The 22,150-nt window shown below is 72.5% G+C and carries 9 protein-coding genes; 1 reads left to right on the top strand and 8 read right to left on the bottom strand.

Features of this window, described 5'->3' with window-relative positions; translation table 11 throughout:
* Positions 1 to 12: 12 nt before the first annotated feature.
* Positions 13 to 177, top strand: coding sequence for a hypothetical protein (locus IE307_RS36955; RefSeq protein WP_191304103.1), 165 nt, complete (start codon positions 13 to 15; stop codon positions 175 to 177).
* On the opposite strand, the gene IE307_RS36950 is transcribed toward IE307_RS36955, so the two are convergent.
* The 8 genes from IE307_RS36950 to IE307_RS36915 form a co-directional block, all read right to left on the bottom strand.
* Positions 178 to 687: a type VII secretion system-associated protein gene (locus IE307_RS36950; protein ID WP_191304102.1), complete on the bottom strand. Its 510-nt coding sequence runs from the start codon at positions 685 to 687 to the stop codon at positions 178 to 180. It lies immediately after the preceding gene.
* Positions 684 to 1,415 (bottom strand): hypothetical protein, encoded by a 732-nt coding sequence (locus tag IE307_RS36945; RefSeq protein ID WP_191304101.1) that lies wholly within the window; start codon positions 1,413 to 1,415, stop codon positions 684 to 686. The genes IE307_RS36950 and IE307_RS36945 overlap by 4 nt, the downstream gene beginning before the upstream one ends.
* The gene (locus IE307_RS36940; RefSeq protein WP_191304100.1) at positions 1,415 to 1,882 is read right to left on the bottom strand and encodes a hypothetical protein; all 468 of its coding nucleotides are present in this window, start codon (positions 1,880 to 1,882) and stop codon (positions 1,415 to 1,417) included. The genes IE307_RS36945 and IE307_RS36940 overlap by 1 nt, the downstream gene beginning before the upstream one ends.
* A 46-nt stretch (positions 1,883 to 1,928) precedes the next feature.
* Positions 1,929 to 2,657: a response regulator transcription factor gene (locus tag IE307_RS36935; protein WP_191304099.1), complete on the bottom strand. Its 729-nt coding sequence runs from the start codon at positions 2,655 to 2,657 to the stop codon at positions 1,929 to 1,931.
* Between the two features lie 186 nt (positions 2,658 to 2,843).
* Positions 2,844 to 4,202 (bottom strand): FNR domain-containing protein, encoded by a 1,359-nt coding sequence (locus tag IE307_RS36930; RefSeq protein WP_191304098.1) that lies wholly within the window; start codon positions 4,200 to 4,202, stop codon positions 2,844 to 2,846.
* Between the two features lie 170 nt (positions 4,203 to 4,372).
* Complete coding sequence (locus tag IE307_RS36925; protein ID WP_191304097.1) at positions 4,373 to 4,963, bottom strand: type VII secretion system-associated protein; 591 nt, start codon at positions 4,961 to 4,963, stop codon at positions 4,373 to 4,375.
* Positions 4,960 to 5,880 (bottom strand): hypothetical protein, encoded by a 921-nt coding sequence (locus IE307_RS36920; protein WP_191304096.1) that lies wholly within the window; start codon positions 5,878 to 5,880, stop codon positions 4,960 to 4,962. The genes IE307_RS36925 and IE307_RS36920 overlap by 4 nt, the downstream gene beginning before the upstream one ends.
* On the bottom strand, positions 5,877 to 22,013 hold the full coding sequence (locus IE307_RS36915; RefSeq protein WP_191304095.1) for a WXG100-like domain-containing protein: 16,137 nt from the start codon (positions 22,011 to 22,013) through the stop codon (positions 5,877 to 5,879). Before IE307_RS36915 ends, IE307_RS36920 begins: the two co-directional genes overlap by 4 nt.
* Positions 22,014 to 22,150 lie beyond the last annotated feature (137 nt).

Raw genomic sequence — 22,150 nt, 5'->3', positions numbered from 1 at the left:
CGCGTCGAGTTCGTGGCGGCCAAGGGCGAACGCGGCCCGAAGGCGACCCGGGTCGGCATCCGCGACTCGCGGGTGTCGACGGAACCGGCGCTGACGAGCGAGCTCACCGAGCGGCTCCTCGAGGTGCGGCGCACGGTGGTGGCGCCGGCGCGGTCCGCCGGTCGGGTGCGCGACTGATCACTCCGCGGCGGCGTCGCGGATCGCGTCCGCGCTGAGCCGCAGCGACGCCGGGGAGCCCGAGTTGATCAGCACGTCGACACCGGTGGCGGGCAACGCCTTCGCGAGCTCTTCGACCGTGACGTCCAGCCACGCGGGCGACTCCACGTGCTCGCGGTGCCCGTACGCGGTCGCCACCAGCACCACCGCCCCGCCGTCCGGACCGGGGCGGACCAACGCCGTCGAGGTCTCGTCCACGGCGACGGAGAGCAGCACGTCCCGCAACGTGGGCCTGAGCTCCAGCACCGCCTCGTCGTCCTCGGTCATCGCGCGCAGCACCGCGTCCACGGGATCGAGCGGACCGTCCGGCGCCGAGGGCCGGTAGATCGGGTTGGGCTGGAACCGGCCGCGCACGCCGCCGGCGTCCACCGGCCACGCACCCAGCACGAACTCCCACGGCGGTTCCTGCTCCGGGTCCTGCGCCGGGTCGATGAGCAGCAGCAGTCGCGGCTCGGCCTGGTCCTCGGTCATCGGTGCGCTCCTGGTTCGGTCACGGCGAATCCCGGCACGTGGCTGGGTGGCGGCCACTGGTCGGTCCGGCTCGGTGCGTCGGCGAAGCGCAGCAGTGCGCGGCGGGTGAGGTCGTCGAGCTCGGCGTGCGCCGGTGCCCCACCGACCTCGGAGGCGGCCAGCTCCCGCAGCAGGAGCAGTCCGCGCTCCCGCAGGCCGACCACGCGGAAGCTCGTGCCCGGCGCGAAGACGACCTCGTCACCGATCCGGCGCCCCGACATCGACCACACGGCGAGGCCGGACATCGGGTGGCTGTCGGCGCCGAGCGTCAGGAAGCCCCACTCCGTCAGTTCGGTGCCCAGGCGGCAGAAACCCCACTCCGCGGCGGAGGGCGTGCACCGCGCCACCGCCGGTCCCCGGTGCGGGGCCAGGCGTGCGAGTCCGGCCGCCGCGCACCGGGCGAACGCGACGTGCGGGCCGGGCACGCCCCCGCGCAGGCCCGTGTCGAGGCCGGGCGCACGTCCGTCCAGGTAGAGCCGCAGGGCCAAGGCGTCCAGTTCGGCGTCGTCCTCGGGGCAGGAGTGGTGGGTGCGGCGGAACTCCGCGCGTTCCGCGTCCATGCCGTCCACCGGCGGACGGCCGCGCACAATCGGATCAGGTGTGGGCTGGAGGGTGAACGCCGGTGCGTCGCGCGGGTCCAGCAGGCTGCTGAGCAACGGGAATCCGCCGCTCCACTGCTCACCCCGCATCACCCACCGCCCGCGATCGTCCCGGCGCACCGGGCGCAGTCACAGCTCGCCGGTCGCTCGTCACGGGGCGGGGCGCCGAACACGGGCGGATACCTGGTCAACAGCAGCAAGCCCACCCCGACGCACAGCACGTCGGTGACCATCCCGGCGATCTCCGGCGCCGTCCACACCTGGTTGTACTGCCTGCCCACGCCCTGCGCCGTCGCGAGGACGTAGGAGGCGAAGGTGGCCACGCCGAAGTCGATCGCGAACCACACCGGCAGCCGGTGCCGCCACGAGAGCACCGCGGCGGTGATCGCGAGGCCGCACACCGCGTTGAGCGCGAACAGCGGCGCGACCGCGCTCGAGCCGACCACCGTCCAGAGGATGCCGTGCAGTGCCGCCGACATCAGCAACGCCAGTGCGAGAACGCCACGCAGCAGCCATTCAACCCGGCGGTTCGCCGCCGGTCGGCTGGTGTGGATCACGATGTGCCCCTTCCTCCGCGGCGGCCGCGTCCACAGTGTCCTGAACTCACGGCGCCGCTCCCGGAGATCGCCTCGAACGCGCGGGACTTCCCTCACCAGCGCCGTGCTCCTGCGCGTTGAGCCGGAACCCCACGCCGCGCACGGTCTCCAGCAGGTCCGGGCGCCCGAGCCTCCTGCGCAGCGCCGAGACGTGGACGTCGAGCGACCGGTTCTCCGCCGGGCCGCGACGCCCCTGCCACAACCTCGTCAGGAGCCGGTCGCGCGGGCAGACCACGCCCCGTGCCCTCGCCACCATGGCGAGCACCTGGAACTGCAGCCGGGGCAACGGGATCAGGTCGCCGTCGACGCGGACCTCGTTGAGCACCAGGTCGATCCGGATGTCGCCGATGACGATGACCGGGTCCAGCGCCGCTGCCGCCGGCCGGGCCGGGCGCAACCGGACGGCCTTCAGCCGTGCGACGAGGTCGTCGACGTCGTAGGGCTTCACCACGTGGTCGTCGGCTCCCTGCTGGAACGCGGCGATCCAGTCGCTCACCGCTCCGTGCGCCGACGCGACCACGATCGGCACGACGCTCGCGTGCCGGATGCGGCGGCACAGGTCCGCGCCCGCCGTGTCCCGCACGCCCGTGCCGAGCAGGACCACGTCGTGACGGCGGAGCAGGTCGAGGACGCCGTACCGGGACGGCAACCAGGTGACGGCGAAACCGCGACCGGTCAGCGCCGGGATCACCGCGGTGGCGGCGGTTCTGTCGTCGTCCACGAGGAGAACGCGCATCAGTCGCGCTCCGGGCGCCGGGCGTGGACCTCGACGGTCGACGAGAGGAAGAAGTTCTGCGATCTCGCCGGCAGATGCGTGGTTTCACCGCTCGCCATTCGCACATACTTCACGGGCATTCGGGTGTATCCGAAGGAAAATGGCCGTCGCGTGACTTCTTGCCAGCCCGGTTGCCCCGCGGCCCGCTCACGAGTCGAACAGGGCGCCGTTAGCGACGATTCCGCGGCTTTCCAAGGCGTTGATGACGTCCACAGTCGCCCGCTGGTTCGCCGTGATGTAGACGGCGTCGGCGCGGAACCTGGTGGCGAGGTGGTAGGTGAGGGTGGCGAGATGGGGCTTCGCGTCGTGCAGGGTGTCGACGACGTGGGCGTCGGGAACGAGGCTGAGCACCTCCCTGATCACGTCCGCACCGAAGGTGTGGAACGGATCGCGGGCCACCCAGAGCAACGCCATCGGCCCCTTCCCCTCCTTCGCCCGGCCGATCATCGACGTGAGCACCGGTCCGATGCCGCTGCCGGTGGCGACGTACAGCACGCGCTCGAACAGGCCGTCCACCCGGCCGGGACCGCTCGTGGGCGCCTTCCTGATCCACACCCGCTCCGGCGGGGCGTCGATGAACGCGCCGGTCCAGTCCCCCGCCCTGGACATGAAGACCCGGTACCCGCGTTCAGTCCCGAGTGGAGCGTCGACGGCGGCGAACTTGTGCCACTCCCGCAACGGACTCAGGCTCATCGCGGTGGTCGAGCTGTTGAACGGTGCCCAGCCGCCGTCGTGGTCGAACCCGACGATGGCAACGTGGGAGGAGGGCCGGGTCACGGTGACGCTGACCCTGCGCAGGTTCCGCCACGGCACCAGTGAACACAGACTGGCCACCAGCAGCGCCCACACCTGCGGGTCGCTCGTCAACGAGGTCCAGTCGAGCTCACCGCCCGGCGTCGTGGCGCCCAGCAGCACCGTCTGCAGCCAGAACAGCCCGAGCAGGAGCCACCCCGCGAACCGGTGCGTCCGCTCGAAGAGGTTGTGGAACCTGCGGCGCAGCACGGGATGCGCGCAGACGCAGATCGTCACGAGCAACGCGGCGATCGCGTAGGTGAAGAGGTGCAACGGCGAGCCGGGCGACGCCGTGGTCTGGACGAGTTGCACCAGCAGCACGAGGTACCAGACCAGGGCGGACATCGCGGCGCCCACGTGCACACCGCCGAGGTGGTGCACTTTGGACAGTGTGCGGCGCACGGGCGTCGGCCACGACCTCGGCGCGCACCGCACCAGCGAGAAGGCCAGGTTGAGGACCCGCCGTTGGCGGATCAGGATCGCCGCGGTCAGGTTCACGAGCACCGCGTTGCGCGCGAACTCGACGTCGCTGCCGGGCACGAGCGCCAGGTTGACGACGAAGACCACGGCCATGAGCCGGTAGTAGTGGACGAACAACGACTGCTTCGCGAACCGCTGCCAGGCCGAGACGGGAGGCAACGGCGGTGGTTCCGGCTCCCTCAGGCGGTGCCGTCCGCCGGAGGAGCGGGCGGGCCTGTCCACAGTCGTAGTCATCGTCCGTCCCCGTCCGTCGAGCTCCACGCAGGTAGAGATATATCCCTCCGCGGACGGATCGATGTTCGATCTGTGCAGTTCAGAGTCGTACGCTCACCATCGTTGGACGAATGCGCGCTCGATCGCGCGACCTGGCTCACAGTGCGGTCGGCGTGAGCGGAAAGGGTCGGTCACCCCGCCCAGGTGTCCATCCGCAGGCCGGCGGGATGAACGTCGGTCTTGAGCAACTGCCTCGCCTCCTCCTCGGTGAGGTTCGCCGTCTCCCGCAGGAAGTCCCCGGAGAGGCGGACGGACGCGGGGCCACCGGGGTTGATCAACGCGTCCACCCCGTCGGCCAGGAGGGCGACGACCTCGGCCAGATCGGTGCGCTGCCAGTCCGGTGCGAACATCCTCGCCCGGTGCGGTTCGCTCGTGCAGACCACGACGCACGGGATCTCGTCCGGAGACTTCAGGACTAGTGGACGGCCGTCCCCGTTCATCGCCACGTCAACGAGCGAGTCCCGCAGCAACGCCTGGACCTGGCCGATCTCGGCGTCACCGCGCAGCACCAGCCGTAGACCCGCGTCGATCGGGTCCGACGGGGAATCGGCGTCCACCGGGCGGTAGTCGGGGTTGGCGCGGAACCGGCCGACGGCACCGTCCTCCTCGACCGGCCACAGCCCGACCACCGCGTGCAGCGGTGGAGCTTCGTCCTCTTCGGACGGTTGCCAGGCAGGGTCCATGAGCAGCAACCAGTTCTCGTCCGCCACTTGCTCGGTCATGCTGTTCCTTCCGTGGATGTGCTGTGGGCCCGGAAGCACCGCAGTCCTTCGATGGCGTGGTGCAGCCTCACGCTGTCCAGCGCTTGCAAGGGTTCCGACGCCTCCAGGTGCCGGAGCAGTCCCGGTTCGGGGGCCACCCGGTGCCGTGCGAGGTAGTACGTCACGGCCTCGGACCAGATCCAGTCGCCGTCGGTGCGCAGGCCGAGCGGCACCACGCTCCCGAGGTCGGGCCGCAGCACGTCCGGCTCTGCGAGAGTCGTGGTGAGCAGGGGATGTCCGGCGCGCAACCGGTCGAGCAGGGACGTTCGCCGGCCCCCGTCGAGCCGGGGGCGGTCCAGGCGGGGCACACCCCGGTCGTCGAAGCCGTCGTACACACGGGCGAACGACAGCGGCCGCACCGGCCGGCCCGACCACAGCAGCGTCGCCGCCGCCAGAGCCCGGCGCTGGTAGTCGGGAGGCGGCTCGCCCTCGACGAGCACTTCGACCCTGGGAACGGCGTCGCCCGACTCCACCAACGCGCGCGTGAGCCGGCCCGCCACCGCAGGCGCACCGTCCTCGACGGCGACCAGGTAGACGGGATCGGCAGGATCCCGCCACGCCTCCCACAGGCCGACAGCCCCCACCTCGCTGAGCAGAACGACCAGCAGAGCGATCCGTGGTTCGTCGAAGGCGTCCGGCGCGCGAAAACGCCACTGGGGCCGCGGGCCGATCGCAGCGCCGGGCAACGAGATTCCGGCAGCCGCGAGCACGCTCACGTCCCGCTCGGTCAGAGCGACTCCCCCGGACGCGATCACGGCGGCCGCAGGCCCCGGTCCGTCCACGTCGAGCACACACCGCGCCCGTGCCACGAGATCGTCGGGAAGGTACCCGGCGAGCCGCAACACCAGGGCGTGCAGGGAATCTGACAGGATGCTCATCGCCGCACCACCCGAACCCGATCGGAGAGCCGGGCCGCGGCCACGGCGTCCACGAGATCGGCTTCGGCGAACCGCGCGGTCTCCCCGCCGTGCTCGTAGAGCACCCATCCGGCCGGGTCGGGCCAGGCGGTGCCGTCGGCGGCCCTCGTCAGACCGGCGGACAGCGTCCGGCCGTCGGCAAGGGTCACCACGCCCGCCGCGGGTGCCAGCACACGGGCGTCGACCACCTCCGAGAGCACCGAGGCCAGCGCCCCGGCACCGTCGGCGAGGAGGACCAGCTTCCGCTCCCCGTCGAGCTCGTTCAGCCGGTGCCCGATCATGCGGGCGAACTCGGCGTACGGGCGTTCGCTGCCGTCCCACAGCCGAACCGTTCCGGCGGCGAGGTCCGCCGCCACCACGCTGACACCGGCGAACCGGGGCAGCGTCCGCGCGCGTTCGATCGCCGCCCGCGCGCTCTCGGCGGGACCGGGGTACACGAGGCCGTTGCCGGGAGATTCGAACGACAGCAAGCGTTTGTTCTCGTCGTTGCTGCCGGTCGGCTCCCACGGCCGTGTCGTCGCATACAGCTGTACCGCCTGGACGCGCGCCGCCGGAGCGAGCTGGAGCAGGTCCAGCAACGACTGCAGCCTGGCCCACCGCGTGGCATCGTCCGGAACAGGTCCGTCCGGGTCCCACAACAGGTCCGGATCCGCCATCGCCGCCCGGATCCGCTCGTGCCTGGCCGGATCACCGGCCGCCCTCAACGCGGCTAGGGACAGCTCGGTGCGGATCTGCCACACCCCCGGATCGAGGCTGCCGCTCCACAGCCGGAACTCCACCCGGTCGAGCGCGTCCTGCCCGTGCACGTGCTGCAGGTTCACCGCGTCGAACTTGCCCAGGCTCAACTGGCGCACGTCCGCGGGCGCGCGGACCGCTTCCGGGGCCGGCGGCCACGGGTTCGGCCCGGCCGCCCACAGGTCGCGCTGCACCGGCGAACCCGGTGGGTTCCCCAGCCGGAACCAGGTGGCGCCGAAGGCCTTCACGAGGTGGACCAGCCAGGCGTAGTCGGACGGCGGGGTGCGGCCGGCGAAGCTGATGTTGACGTGGCCGCCCATCTCGTCCGCCCGCGCGCCCTCGTCGCGCAGCAGGGCCAGCATCCGGCCGGTCTCGCCCCAGGGGTCCGCCTCGGCGGTGTACAACGGTGAGACCATCTCGGCGCCGTTCGGATCCGACGACTCCTCGACGAAGTGCCACCTGTTCCCGGTGAGTTCCATCGAGGGGTCCGACAGCCCGCTGTCGCCGGTCCTGTCGACGAGTTCCTGCTGCTGCGCGTTCTCGCTCACCCGCTCGACGGCGGCCTGCCCGAGCTGCACCTCGACCTCGAACCCGAACCTCGCGTCCGGTCCGGAGCTGATCCCGCCCGGGATGCCGCCGGGGTGGAAGTCGACGGCTCGCCCACCGGTGGCCAGTGCGGCCCTGGCGGCGTGGAACACCGCTCCGTCGCCCGCGGGAGCCGGGCCCGACCGCCGCGCGGGGTCGAGTGCGGCGAAGGCGGCGTCGATGGCGCGCTCGTCACCACTGCCGAGCGCCCGCGCGCCGACGTCACCGGGCGGCAGGGTGACCGTCAGCGCGGCGACGTCGTGGGTTCGATGACTGAGGCGGTGACCGAGCGAACGGATTCGTTGTGCCGCAACGCTCCTGTCCGCCCCCGGATGGACGACGCGGGTGATGTCGGCTGCCTCGACGTGCAGGTCCGCGCGCGCCAGGCGATCGGCCTCGCGCCGGAACTCCTTGTCGAACTCCCGCTCGGTCCGCGCGGCCTCCTCGCCGGCGTTCGGTCCGAAGCCGGCGATCTCGACCTCGGGCATCCCCACGCCCCGGACCTTCCGCCACGCCCCTGCCCGCGCGAGCAGCACGGCCGTCCTCCTGACCCCGGCGAACCGGTCCGCGCCGCGCGACGCCACGCTCACCGGAGCGGCGACCTCCAGGGCGAGGTCCCGCAACGGCACCGGGTCGCCCTGCTGCGTGACGTCGACGAAGTGGCTTCCCCTCTCGGTCACCAGTCCGCCGCCGGCGATGTGCCACGCCGTGTTCTGCGCCGCCACCAAGGCGTCCAGCGGCTGGCCCGTCCGGCGCCAGGCGTCCCGGAGCCGCGTCGCGGGGCTGTCGGCCTTGCCCTCGGACATCGCCTGCGAGCAGGAGAAGAGCAACAGTCGTGCGGGTGCGGCCAGGTGGTGCTGCCCGAACAGCCGCCCACCCGCCAGTGCCGAGACCGCGACAGCACCGTCGAGGCCCACGACGTCTCCCGTCTGGTAGGGCCGGCCGCTCCTGAGGGCCGCGTTCAGCCCCTTGACGCTGCCGTGCGCCTGCACGTGCCAGGTGCTCGACGCCGGCAACAGGTACGAGTGATCTCCGTCGATCGCGGAACGCGTGCCGTCAGCGGTGAAGTAGACGCGCTGCTCGGCCCGGCGCCCGGCGAGGACGTACCACTCGGCGGCGTCGTGGGTGGCCATGGGGAAGAACTGGCCTCGCACAACGCCGTCCGAGCCGATCACGGGGTAGGTGACGAGCTGGTCCTGTGCCGGCGTGGGGCGTTCGGCGCGGTAGTACGCCTTGGCGCCGATTCCCGGGCCCCTCGAACCGTTCCACGGCACCGCGGAGGTCGTGGCGAGCACCTCGCGCGAGTACCCGCGTGCCAGCACACCTTCGGCGAACCTCTCGGCAGGCTTGGCGTCTTCGAGCTTGCCCGCCAGCGGTACCAACCGCAACGGGGTCGGCGTCATCCTCCTGGCGTCGAACGCGCGGTCTCGTGCCGCCAGCGCGTCACGCAGAAGACCGGTGTCCCCGACCTGCCGCGCCAACTCCCCCAAGGACAGGCGCAGCGGGGTTCCGTCCGAACGCAACGCCTCGAAACCACGCGCTGCCGGCCGCATCAACACGGACACCGGTGGCGCGACGCCACCGCCGCGAACCAGTTCCGCATCGCCGGCAGCCCATTCACGGGCCTGTCGAAGGAAGTCCGCGTCGCCGGGGAACCGGACGAACACCCCGACAGGGCTGCCGTCAGCGCCCGCCAAGGGCTCGATCGCCACGTCGCCGTCGCGCAGACCGGACACCACGGCGAAGCCCTGTTCACCGGCGGCGGCGTACACGTCCTGGAAGTAGCCGTGCCTGTGCAGCACCCCGGCCAACTCGAAACCGAAACCCCCGTGATCGGCCCGCTTTCCCGCGTCGTCCCCCACCAGCACCACCGGACGACCCTCGTCCAGTTCGGCGCGGAACGTCGGATCGGCGACCAGTGCCCGGCCCAGATCGGCACCGCCGATCTCCACCCGGGACCCGTCGGGCAAGATCACCACGGCGTGCGTCTCAGCGGTGTTCGCGAACACCGCCAGCGGCGGATTGTCCTCGTGCCGCCGGAAAACATCGCGGAAGGCGGTGGCGTACCGCTTCTTCAGCGCCGCGACCGGCTCCGGACCGTCCACGACGAACCCCGCGTCGTCGGCGCGCAGAGGTGGATTCGCGGCAGGACCTGTCTCGATGCCACGAGCGTCCTCGATGCGGATCTGCCCAGAGCTCATCACCTGCAACGCCCCGTGGTAGGTCCACATCGGACGCCAGCCGGTGAGCGCCTGCACGGCCTCGGCCAGTTCTGCTGCCAGAGAAGGCCGAGCGGCGGCGGAGTGGTCGGCGATGAGCAGGACCACCGGCGGCTGGGTGCCGTGCGCGTCAGGCTGCCGGAATCCGTCGTGTGCCGCCATCAGCCCGGCCATCTGCCGCACGTTCGCTGTGGCGTCGGCACCGTCCGCACCGGTGTAGCGGAACGCGCCGCCGGCGAACTCGAGCAGTGCGAATCGCGGCGGGGTGCGGATTCCGTCGAACGCCGCCGCCCACCCCGGCCTGGTCTTGGCCGACGCGGGGCCCAGCAGCTGCAGGGCCTGGTGCGAGTGCTCGGAGATCAGCCTCCAGTTCTCGGCTCCCACGTTCTTGTGAGCCGTGGACGTCGCGAACGAGAGCAGGCTTTCCCGGCCGTGGGCGTCGGTCCACCTGGCCACCCGCGGTTCGGGCGTGCCCAGCACAGTGGCGCCGTCCGAGGGCGGTTCACCGTCGGGAAGCTCCCGCAACCGCCCCGACGGCGTCAGCTCCAGCCGCCCTTCCGGTCCCCACACCCGGCCTCCGAAACCGGCGCCACGGGCGAGCGCGGCCAACGCGGACAACCTCGGCGCGTACTCCGGCGCCCCCAGCCGGCAGCTCGCGAACTGCAGGACCGCCCCGCCGCGCCAGTCGCCGAACCGCGCGGCGTCCAGTCCCGCGAGGACGCGGATCATGTCGCCGGTGCCGACGACGACCTCGCCTCCCGACCGCCGCGGCAACCGGAACCCGCGCTCGTCGTGGTGCACCGCGGCCGTGTAGGTGCGGGTGCCGGTGCTCTTCCCGAACGCGGCCTGGGCGCGAACAGCCTCGGATGCAACGAGGAAAGCGGCGCCGATCGCGACTCCGTCCAGGTTCCGCAACGGTTCCACCGCCAGGTCCGACAGACCTCGGGCATCCACCGGCACCCCAGTTCGGCGGGCCGGATCGAGCGCGCCGAAGGCCGCGTCAATGGTCGCGGGGTCACGAGTGGCCAGCGCCCGTCCGCCCACATCGCCCTGCGGCAGCGCGACGGAGATCGTGACGGCGTCCCCCGCCCGGCGGCTCAACCGGTGTGCGGCGAGCCCGGCGTCCGGGTGCACGCGGACGTCGATGTCGGTGAGGGCGATCGGCAGGTCCGCCCGCGCCAGGTAGCGCGCTTCGCCGGTGAAGGCCTTCGCGAACTCCGCCAGGGCCGTTGCCGCGTCCGGCCCAGCTCCGACGACGTCGACCACCGGCAACCCCAGGCCGCCGGCCTTGCGCCACGCGCCGGCCCGGGCGACGCGCACGGCGATCTTCTCGGCCACGACGAAACGATCGGTGCCTGCCGCCGGAACGCTGACCGGAGCTATCACCTCGGCGGCGAGGTCCTGCAGCGGCACGGGTTCGGTCCGTCCGGAGACCATATCGGTGAAGTGCCCTCGGTCGTAGGTCAGCAGGGTGCCGTCGTCGGCGGTGAGGACCTCGGAGTCCGCTGCCACCAGTGCCTCCAGCGGAGACCTGCCCTCGCGCCACGCGTCCCACAACCGTGCCGCCGGACTCACCCCGGCACCGGCGACCTCACAACTGGTCAGCAGCAGCCGCGCGGGCCCCGGCGGGTGGTGCCGTGCGAACAGCCGGCTGCCCGCCAGCGCCCTGGCCGCGGCCTCACCGTCGACCTTCACCACGTCACCGAACTGGCCGGGCCTGCCGGTCCGCAGCGTCGCGCTCAGCCCCTGACCGTCGCCGTGCGTCTGCACGAGCCAGGTGCTCGACACCGGCAGCAGGTACGGCCGGTCGCCCTGGGAGTGGTAGGTGCGCCTGCCCACCGCGTTGCCCGCGCTCGCCGACCACCGGGCGGCCTCGAAGGTGGTCGTGGGGAAGATCTGCCCGCGCACCTCCCCTCCCGGGCCGAGCACCGGGTAGGACAGCAGCCGTTCCGGTCCGGGGGTGACCGGCCCAGCCGGCTCGTACGCGTCGAGTTCGATCACAGGGCCGCGCGACCCCTGCCACGGCACTTCCGCGCGGGTCGCGAGAACGTCCCGCGCGTATCCCCTGTCGAGGATTCCGGCGGCGAAGTCGTCGGCGGGGTGCGCTTCTCCGTGCCTGCCCCCCAACGGCACCAGGCGCAGCGGCGCCGGCGAGGTGCGATCGCGCGGCGCGAGAACCTCGCGGAGCAGCGCGATGTCCCCGAGCTGCCACGCCAGTTCCCTCAACGACAGCCGCAGCGGCGCACCGTCCGAGCGCAGTGCCTGGTAGCCGTCCTCCGACGGCCGCATGAGCACGGGCATCGGCGACGAGTCCGAACCTGATCCCGCTGCCCAGTTCCTGGCCTGCCTCAGGAAGTTCTCGTCTCCGGGGAACCGGACGAAGACCCCGGCCGGGCGACCGTCCACACCGGACAGTCTCGCGACGGACACGTCGCCGTCGCGCAAGCCGGACACCACGGCGAGCCGTCCCGAGGTCGTGGCGAGCACGTCCTGGAAGTGACCGCGCCGGTGCAGCACACCGGCCAGATCGAACCCGACACCCCCGTGGTCGGCCCGCTTTCCCGCGTCGTCCCCCACCAGCACCACCGGACGACCCTCGTCGAGCCCGGCGCGGAAACGCGGATCGGCCGCCAGCGCCCGCCCCAGATCAGCGCCGCCGAACTCGACGCGCGACCCGTCGGGCATGGTCACCAAGGCGTGCGTCTCAGCGGTGTTCGCGAACACGACCAATGGCGGATTGTCCTGGTACTGCTGGGAAATGTCGCGAACGGCGGCGCCGTAGCGCGCTTCGGGTGCCGAAACCGACTCCGGTCCGTCCACGACGAACCCCTCGTCACCTACACGCACCGGCGGGTGCGCGCCAGGCCCCTCGCCGAGGCCGTCGACGTCCAGGACCTGGATGTTCCCGCGCGAGGAGAACCGGAACTGGCCTTGGTACGTCCAGGTCGGTCGCCATCCCGCCAGCGCGTGCAGGGAGTCGACCAGCTCGCTCATCGGCGCGGTGGCAGTGGTGGCGACGAGCAACACCGTCGGTGCGAGTGCTCCCCCAGCTCCCGGCTGCCGGAAGCGGTCGTTTCCCGCGACCAGTGCGGCCATCTGTCGTGTGGTCGCTACGGCGTCGGAACCGTCTTCGGCGGTGTAGCGGAACGCGCCGTCGGCGAACTCGAGCACCAGGAACCTCGGCGGTGTACGGGTTCCGTCGAAGACGCTCTTCCAGCGCGGGACCACTTCCAGGTTGTCATGGCCCGTGAGCCACAAGGCCCGGTGGGAGTGCTCGGAGAAGCGCGTCCAGTTCGCCAGCCGGACCTGCCCCTGGGTTCCGGTGGTCGCGAACGCCAGGAGGCCGACCCCGCCGGAATCGGTCAGCTCCCGCACCGCGGCGGGCGTGGACGGCTCCTCCGACATCCGCGGCTCAGTCGCGTCGAGAACGCCCGTGCGCGCTTCGGGGTCGAGGTTGACGAAGACGTCCTGGATCTCCTGCCAGTTCCCCTCGCTGAGGGCTTCCCGGCCCAGTTCCGCCCTCGGAAAGGTGACCTCCACGACCGGCGGACGACCACCCGCTTCCGGAGTGATCTCCGTGAGCACCTGCGGTTCCACCCCGCGATCACCAGGAACGTCATAGCCCTTCATCCGCTCGGCTTCGTCGTCGAAGGAGCGGAGGAACGCTTCCCCAGCGCGCTCGGCGGCTCCCGTCGCCTCGGCCGTCGTGCTGCCGTAGCCGGTGATCCGCACGGAAGGACGGGGAGCGGACCGGATCGAACGCCAGGCCGCACCACGGGCCGTGCGCCGGGCCAGCTCCGCGATGGCGCCGAGGCTGCCGGGGTACGCCGGGTTCCCGGCCTGCACCCGGTAGGTGCCGGTCTCGGCGAGGTCGGCCAGCGGAACCGGGGAACCGTTGTGCCCGGCGAACTCGGCGAAGTGCCCGCCGTCCCGGACGACCACCTTCCCGCCGTGGTACAGATCGGCCTTCGCCGTCGGGGCCAGCAGGCTGCGCAGGGGGAAGCGCTCGGAGGACCATGCCCGCGCCAGGTCCGCGGCGTGGCTGCCGCCGTCCGCCCGCTCGGCCCCGTAGTTGCAGGCGAGCACCATGAGGTTCACTTCGGAGGTCGCGTGGCCGCGCCGGAAGACCTCCGTGCCGTGGATCAGCCTGGCGGACGCGGCCGCGTCGAGGAACACCGCGTCTCCACGGCCGTGCGGCCGGGAGGTCCCCAGCGCCGCGATGAGGCCCGAAGAGCGGCTGCCGTGCCCCAGCACCGACCAGGTCTGCTTCGGACCGGGGTGGAGGTGGGCGGTCTCCCCGCTCTCGTGCGTGGACAGGTACGTCCGGCCGCCGGTCGAGGAGGTCGCGAACCCGGCCATGTGCGTCGCGTCGAAGGCCGAGCTGGGGAAGAACTGGCCGCGCACGCCCAGTCCCGTGTCGGGCCAGGGGTAGCCGAGGTAGCGGTCGGCCGCCGGTTCGGGTGCCTCGGCACGGGAGAACCGCCCGCCGGAGGCCTCGATCCCCCCGGCGGTGAAGGTCAGCTCGCCCTCCGCCACGTAGACCGGCCGCGCGAAGCCGACCGAGACCAGTCCCGCGGCGAAGCCGGTGGCGTCCGCGAGGCGGTTCTGCCCGCCGGCGGCCACCAGCAGAACCGGCTTGGCCTGGCGGCCTTCGGCTTCGGCCTGGCCGGGGCCGAGCAGGTCGCGCAACCCCGGCCCGTCGCCGAGCACTCCCGCCAGCTCGGCCGCGGGCAGGGACACCCGGTGCCCGTCTGAGCGCAGGGCTTGGAAACCGTCCTCTCCTGGACGAGCGACGACCAGGCCGGGGGCGACCGGCCACGGAGTCCGCACCCCGCCGCCGGTGAGGTCCGATCCGCGCCCCTTCGCCCACTCGTCCAGCTCGGCGAGCACGTGTTCGTCGTCCGGCGAGCGGACCAGGATCGCCGCGGGTGCGCCGTTTCCGTCGAGGACCACCTTCGTCCGGACGTCTCCGTCGCGCAGACCGGAGACGAGCACCGGAGAGGCGTTGCGGGGAAGCACGTGGACGTCGTTGAACCGCCCGTCCGCGTGCAGGGCACCCGCGAGGTCGTGCCCGAACCCGCCGCGGCCGTTGTGCACCTGCGCGTGGTCGGTCGTGATGACCAGCCTGGCACCCGGATCGGCGAGCTGGTCGCGGAACTCCGGCAGGGACAGCAGAACCCGGCCCAGCCGCGCACCGTCGAGCTCCACCGGGCGTCCCCCTGGACGACCCACCAGGGCGTGCCCCTGCCCACCGGTGACGGCGAGAACGACCGTGGGGCGATCATCGCCGACGAGGCCGGTCGAGCGCGGCGTCTCGCCTCCCGCGGTGAAGTCGAAGGTCGCGCCGTCCTGGCGCCAGACCAGGTCGCCGGGCACCGGGTCCGGCCCGGCGGAGATGTGCCCGTCCTCGGTCAGGGCCGGCACGCCGGAACTCTCGAAGGCGAACTCGCCCTGGTGGTGGTAGATCTCGCGCCACCCGCCGAGTGCGATGAGGTGCTCGACCAGTTCCTCGGTCTCCGGCTTGTCCCGCAGGGGATCGGGGTCGTCGGCCAGGACGACGAGCGGTGCGAGCACGCCGCCGGGCTGGTGATCGGACAGCAGGAGGTGCGCGGTCTCCTCCGGCGTCAGGTCGCGAATCGACCCCTCGCCGAGGTTGACGGCGAACCCGCCGGGCGTCGCCTGCAGCACGACGAACCGCGGCGAGGTCCGGCCGTCGTCCACAGTGGACGCCCAGTCCGCGGGCCACTCGGTGGCCAGTCCTCCGGAGTCGCGCACGGACAGCACACGCTTGCTGTGCCCGGTGGACCACGTCCAGGCGCTGACGTTCAGCTGGTCGCGCAGGTCCTCGGACACGTAGCAGGCGAGGTTGGATTCGCCGGCCCGATCGGTCAGCACCAACGGGCCACCGAGCGAAGGCGCGGTATCGGGCGGCATCGGGACGAAGCCCCGTGCCGATCCGGCTGGACGGTCCCTGAGCCCGGGATCCAGGGCGGCGAAGGCGTCCCGGACCTGCTGTCGGCCCCGCCGTGCCAGGGCGAGCGCGCCCAGGTTCGAGGCGGAGAACTCGACCTCCGCCACGGTGCCGTGACGTGGTCCGCCGTTCTCCAACTGGACGTCGGCGCGGTTCACCGGGATCTCGAAACGCGCGAGCTGTGCCCTCTCGGCGTCGAAGGCCGTGCCGAACTCCGCGAGAACCCCGGCGTGGTCGGCACCCAGGCCGAAGACCCGCAGCACCGGCTGCGGCGCCCCGTTGATCCGGCGCCAGGCCGCCGCCCGCGCCACCGTCCTGGCCAGCGCGGGCACCTCGTCGAGCCCGTCGGCCCGGTAGGTGCCCGACACGGCGAAATCGGCCAGGGGAATGGGCTGCGCGCCCGGACGGACCAGGTCGGTGAAGTGACCGCCGTCCTCGGCGATCAGCGCTCCGGCGAGGGAAGCCGACGCGTCCATGTTCGAGGCCACCAGGCTGCGCAACGGCGAGACACCCCGGTCCCAGGCATCGCGCAGTGCCTGAGCCGCGGTCGGTCCCCCGTCCGGGAACGGCCGGTCGTAGGAGCACAACAGCATCAACAGATCCGTCGGCCGGGCGCCGTGGTGCCGCTGGAACAGCCTGCTGCCCGCGATGGCCGCGGCCGCCGCCGGGCCGTGCAGGTCCAGCTGGTCGCCGAGCCGGTGCGGCCTGCCGGTGGACATCGACACCAGCATTCCCGCGTTCTCGGCACCGTGGCCGTCCACGACCCACGTCCGGTTCGGTGCGGGGATCAGGTGAGGCGTCTCGACGCCGTCGGCGTCGCTCGAGAAGTACACCCGTTGCGACGAGTACCCCCGCCCGCTGCGCGCCATCTCGGCCCGGTCCACCAGTTCTCGTGGGAAGAACTGCCCGTACGCGGTGGGGCCGGTTCCGGGGAGGGGGTGGCTCACGATCTGGTCGGGGGACGGCTCCGGCAGTTCCGCCCGGACGAATCCGCCGCCGTCCACGGCAAGGCCGGCCGGGGACAGGTGCAGGACCCCGTCCGGGACGAACACCGAGCGGGCGTATCCGTGCGGCACCAGCGCTTGCGCCAGTTCCGCGGCCAGCCGGTGGGGGTTCGCGACGGTGCCGCCCACCGGGACCAGCACGATCGGCATCGAGATCTGGGCGCTGCCCCGGCTCTCGCCGGCGGGGCCGAGCAGGTCGCGGAAGGCGTCCTCACCGCCGAGGACCCCGGCGAGCTCACCGGTGGTCAGGCTCACGGGTGCCCCGTCCGCACGCCACGCCGCGTACCCCGTCTCGTCGACGTGGGCGAACACCAGAGCGGGCGGATCCTCCCAGGGGCTCTGGTGCCACTGTCCCCGTGCGTCGAAGTAGGACGAGAAGTCGGCGTTCGTGAACCTGCCGGCCCAGTCGGCGATGTGCCTGAAGACCTGGTCGTCGCCCGGACGCCGGACGAGCATGCCCACCTGCGCACCGTCGCGGCCCTCGATCTCGCGCAGCGCCAGATCTCCTTCGCGCAGACCGGAGACGAGCGCGGACACCGGGGACCCGTCGGCCTCCCGGCCGAGCGCGTGCACCGGGTTGAAGTGGTTCGCCGCGTGGAAGGCTCCGGCCAGGTCGAACGCGAGTCCGCCGTGGCCGGCGTGCACGCCCGTCCCTCCGCCGGAGACGATCACCGGCAGCGCGGGGTCGGCGAGCCGCTGCCGGAACTGCGGGATCTCGAGGAGCAGCCGCCCGGTTCGCGCTCCGTCCAGCTCGACCAGTGCGCCGTCGGCCCGTCGCAGCACCGCGTGTCCGGCGCCGCCGTGGGTGGTGACGATCAGGTCGATGGTGTCGGTGCCGAGACCGGGCACAGCGGCACGCAGGGTGCCGGCGTCACCCGGATCGGCCTGCAGGGTGAAGTCGTAGAGCCTTCCGTCGGAATGCCAGCGCACCTGGTCCGGTGTCAGTGGCGGACCTTCGGCGAAGGTGCCACCGGACTCGAGGGTCAGCACCCCGGTGCTGTCGATCTCGAAGGGTCCCTGGTGGTGGTACGTCTCGCGCCAGCCTCCGGCGGAGAGCAGTTCGTGCGTCAGCCGCTCGCCCACCGAGGCCGCGCCGGTTCCGTCGTCGTGCACCAGCAGCACCAGCGGCGCGACGACGGCACTCCCCGGATCCGGCTGCAGCCGCGCGTCCGAGGCCAGCCGCCGCGCCGCGTCCGCGAGGTCCACCTCCACGACGTCGTTGCCCGACCCGAAGACGATCCGGTCGTCCTTCGCCTGCACCAGAACGAACCGCGGGCGCGCACGGCCGTTGTCCAGCGCCGCCGCCCAGGGCGCGATCCTGGTCTGCGGCGAGGTGTCCTCGTCGGCGCGGCGGCCGAAGAGTCGCTGCCCGTGTTCGGTGCTGCCAAGCCAGTTCTGCACACCGGTCGAGCGCACCGCCTCGTCCGGCAGGTAGCTCACCAGGGTGTGGTGCCCGTCGATGTCGGGCGCCTCGTACCGGGTGACGGCCGCCGGTGCGGTGATCTCCTGCGAACGAACCGGGTCCTGGACCTGGGCCACGGCCAGCGCGTTCGTGAAGGAGTCCTGCCCGGTCGGGAGGGGATCCTCGCCGTGCCGGAACTCGATCCACTCGCCTTCGCCGCGCTCGGTGGTCGTGACCAGGTCACCGTCGGTGCCGACGCGGACTTCGCCGGCGGTGGCGAGCACCGGCATCTTCCGCGCGTCCGCCAGTCGCTGGGCCAGCACCTGAGCTCCACCGGCGACGGCCAGGCCGAGCCAGTTGGGCGGCAGTGCCGCCTCGTCCCCCGCGTCTCGCTCACCGATCCGCCTGCTCCTCATGACCTGCAGGAACTTGTCGAGCGGCTCGGTGGTCCCGTCCCACAACCGCACCCCCAGGCCGTCCGGGGCCAGCGCGAGCGCGATCAGGTGGGCCGAGTCGTGCGGCCGGATCGACCGCACCACGGACACCGCGTTCGCCGTGGACACCCCGGGTCCTGGGAACAGTTCGACGCGGTCGCGGGTGATCGTCCTGGAGCGCCACTGCACGTCGCTCTGCTTGCTCGCCGACCACGGCCTGCTCAGGGCCGCGCGCTGGATCAGCGTCCGCTGGGCGTCGGGGCTCAGCGGCAGCAGCTCCATGAAGTCGAGGAGTTTGGTGCTCCAGAACGCCTCCGCGTCCGGGCGCCCAGGAGCACCGAGCACGAACGGGTCGCGGAGCAGCGCGTCCAGCCTCGGCCGGATCGACGGGTCCGTGGCGGCCTGCAGCATCGCGCCGCTGATCTCGGCGTTGGCCTGCCAGACCTCCGGGTCGAGCGAACCGGCCCAGAAGCGGAACTCGACCCGCTCGCCAGGACCGTTCTCCTCGAGGTGCGCGAAGTTGAGCGCGACGTACTTGCTGTGGTTCAGCTGCTCGAACGAGTGCCCGGCGGTGAACGACTCGAGCGACGGCGGGAGCGGGTTCGGTCCCACCACCTGGACGACGCGGTGGCCGGCGTCCGGGCCGGTCCTGTTGCCCAGCCAGAAGAGCACGCCTTCGAACGCCTTGCCCAGTGCGCTCAACGCCCACGCGTCGGCCCGGCTCAACGGCCGGTCGAAGCTGAGGTTGATGTGCCCGCCCACGCCGCCTGGGTCCGGGACGGCGCCGGCGTCGCGCCGCCTCCTGACGACGTCGAGCACGTCGGACACCTCGCGCCAGGTGTCCGGGCCGCCTCGCATCACCGGCGAGACCAGCTCGGCGCCGTCGACGTCCCCGGGCTCCTCGACCAGCTTCCACTTGCCCTCGGCGGCCGTGTGCTCGGGTACGTCGAACTTCGCCCCGCCTGCCCAGTCGAGGAAGCCGCCCCGTTCCAGCTCCTCCCCGATCGGACCGGGCGTGGGGAAGACGAACTCGATCTCGAAGCCGAACCGGGCGTCAGGGCGGGCGGTGACCCCGCCGGGTACTCCGCCCGGATGCCAGGCCAACGGGTTGCCGCCCGCCCCGACTTCCGCGCGTGCCTCGGACAGCGCGGTGTTCACGAACGTCAGCCGTGCGTCGCGCACCTGCTGGACGAGCTGCTCCAGGCCGTCGACCTGCGGGGTCAGCCGGGAGGTGTCGACCGCCTCCTCCGGGGTGGTGCGGAGCACCTCGGCCGAGCGTTCCCACACGTCGAGCCGGTCGCGCAGCGTCGTTTCGAACCCGTCCGGCATCGCCGCGAGGTGGCGGCGCAGCTGGGCGATGTGGTCGGTCAGCTGCGAGACCAGGGCCGCTGGTCCCGGTGGCGCGGCCACGGCCTCGGCGACCGCCTCGACGAGCACTGCCCGGTCGAAGGCCCGCTCGAGTGGTGCCAGCCCGTCGGTGGTCCGCTCGGTGAGGTCGGGCAGCCCGGCCGTGGTGCGCACCGGGTTCCACGACCGCACCGGACCCAGCTGATCGACCAGCGTGCGCTCGACCTGCCACAGGTGACGGGGTTTGACGTGGGCCTCGCGGTGGATCGCCGTGCCCATGGGGCCGTCGTCGCGCTGCACGCGGCCGCCACCGTCGGCGAGGAACACGCGCTGCGCGTCCGCGTACTCGTCCACCAGGCCGACGAAGTGCGCGACCTCGTGCGACAACACCGCGGCGTCGCCGACCCGCCACCGCACCTGGTCACTGCCCGCGGCACCGGCGGTGGGCACCAGGGCGACGTCGGCGTGAGCGGGATCGTTCCGGCCCACGAAGTCGACCCGCAGGTGGAACTGATCCCCGCCGGGCAGCCGGAAACCCCTGTTCCACAACCGGTCGACGCGCGCGGGCAGTCCGGCCTCGACCTCCCCGCGCGCGGACGGCCCGACCGCCGAGTCGTCCAGCCGCAGGCGAACGGTGAACTCCTGGACGAACTGCCCGGGCCGGACCTCCATGCGGCGCACGTCGTAACGCACCAGCTGTTCGAAACCAGCCGCCAGCCCCGGCCCCGCCGTGCCGCCGCGAGCGGGATCGAAGAGTTCGGTGTGGACGGTGCGCACCTCGGCCGCGTCCCGCAGGTGCTCCCAGTCCCCGGACCTCAGGGGCTCGGCCGCGGGGCTGAACCACGGCGCGTCGGAGGCGGGCGAATGCCGCCAGCTCTCCACCTCCAGCACGGACCGCTGCGCCGGAGCCGGCGGCAGGGCGTCGGGTGCGAAGGAGGAGGCCAGGCGCACCGAGTCCGCGGCCCGCAGCCCAGCAGGCGCCGTGCTCCACGACTCCGCTCGCGACCGCGTGCCGGCCGGACCGGCGTGCCCGGTCGCGCCGACCGCGGCGGAAAGTTTCGGCCCGGCACCACTCGGCACGTGACCGGGGAGCCAGGCACCAGGAATGACGGCCGCAGCCGACCGCGTCTCGCCGGCCGCAACGGTTCCGGTGGCACGTGCCGCCGACGTCACCTCCGAAGGAGCAGTCGATGGAACCTGAGCGCCGGCACGCGGAGAATCTTCTGAAACGACGCGAACACCGCCGCCGGCACTCTTCGCGACCGCGTCGCCCGCTCCCGCACGGCTCTCCCGTGCGGCTGCGCCGGACACCGCTGAAGACTGTGCGGACTCATCGGCGGCGACGGAAGAACCCCCGTCTGAAGCAGACTCGACCCCCTTCTCGGCGGCACGCTCGCCCTCCGGCGCGTCGACAGAGAAGGTCAGCCCGTCCGGAATGGACAGTTCACCGACCGGTTTCACATCGGCCGTCTTCCCGGCCCCTCCTCCGTGGACACCGTCGGCGCGCGAGGCCGAGCCGATGAGGCCGTCCCACACGTTGCCGCGCGACCCCGTGGCGATGTTGACCAGCGGGTTGCCCACCGTCGTCGACACCATCTGGCCACCCGCGTACCCCAGGTGCCCCAGCGCGCGCACGTATCCCGGCAGCTGCGCCCGTGTCGACGCCGACAACCCCGCCACCACGCCCCGCGCGGCCGAGTGGGCGACGCCGGCCACCGCTCCGCCCACGACGCCGCCGATCACCGAGCCCTTCAACGACTCCAGGTCGAACTCGTCGCGCACGCCCGCCGCGATCTGGCCCGCCTGGATGCCGCCGTCGAGGCCTCCCATGAACGCGCCGCCGATGGCTCCGAACTTCGCCGCGTCGATCCCGGCCCGGACGATCGCGGCGCCCACGTCCCGCACGGTCAGGGCCGAGATGCGCGCGGCCAGTTCCCGCAGCAGCAATCGCAGGCCGACCTGCGCCGCCGCCTCCACCGCGGGCACCATCCACGCGAAGACGAGCGACCACAGCAGCGAGATCACGGTCGCGAGGGCGAGGGCCGCCATCGCGATCAGCATGATCTTCGTCTTCTGCACGTCGGCGGCCGCGGTCTTCGCCGCCTTCGCCAGGTCGCGCGAGCCGGCGACGAGTGCGTCCACTCCCCCTTCGACGTCGCCGCGCAGGACTCGCGTCATCGCTTCGCCGAGGGCGCCGTCCAGGGCTTCGTCGAGCTGTGCCGTGCCCGAGCCGATCTGCTCGCCGAAAACCTCCAGGGAGTCCGCGACGTCCGCCCAGGCGCCGGAGAGGGCTTTCAGGCCGCCCTCACTCGCCTCGGGCCACTCCAGGCCCAGCACCACGCCGAAGAACTTCTGCAGCGCGCGCGGCAGGTGCGTCACCTGGTCTTCGCCGCTCATCGCCGAGTCCTGTCCGGGCACAGCACTGCACGCGACGAGATGAACTCGCCTGCGACGGCAACTCGACTCACGATTCGGCTCTCCTCGGCCACAACGTGAGCGAGCCCACCAGTCCCGCACGCGCAGGGGAAGGAAGA

The organism is Lentzea cavernae (assembly GCF_014653695.1).
In the GTDB taxonomy this organism is placed as follows: domain Bacteria; phylum Actinomycetota; class Actinomycetes; order Mycobacteriales; family Pseudonocardiaceae; genus Lentzea; species Lentzea cavernae.
This window is presented reverse-complemented; position numbering and strand designations above follow the sequence as displayed.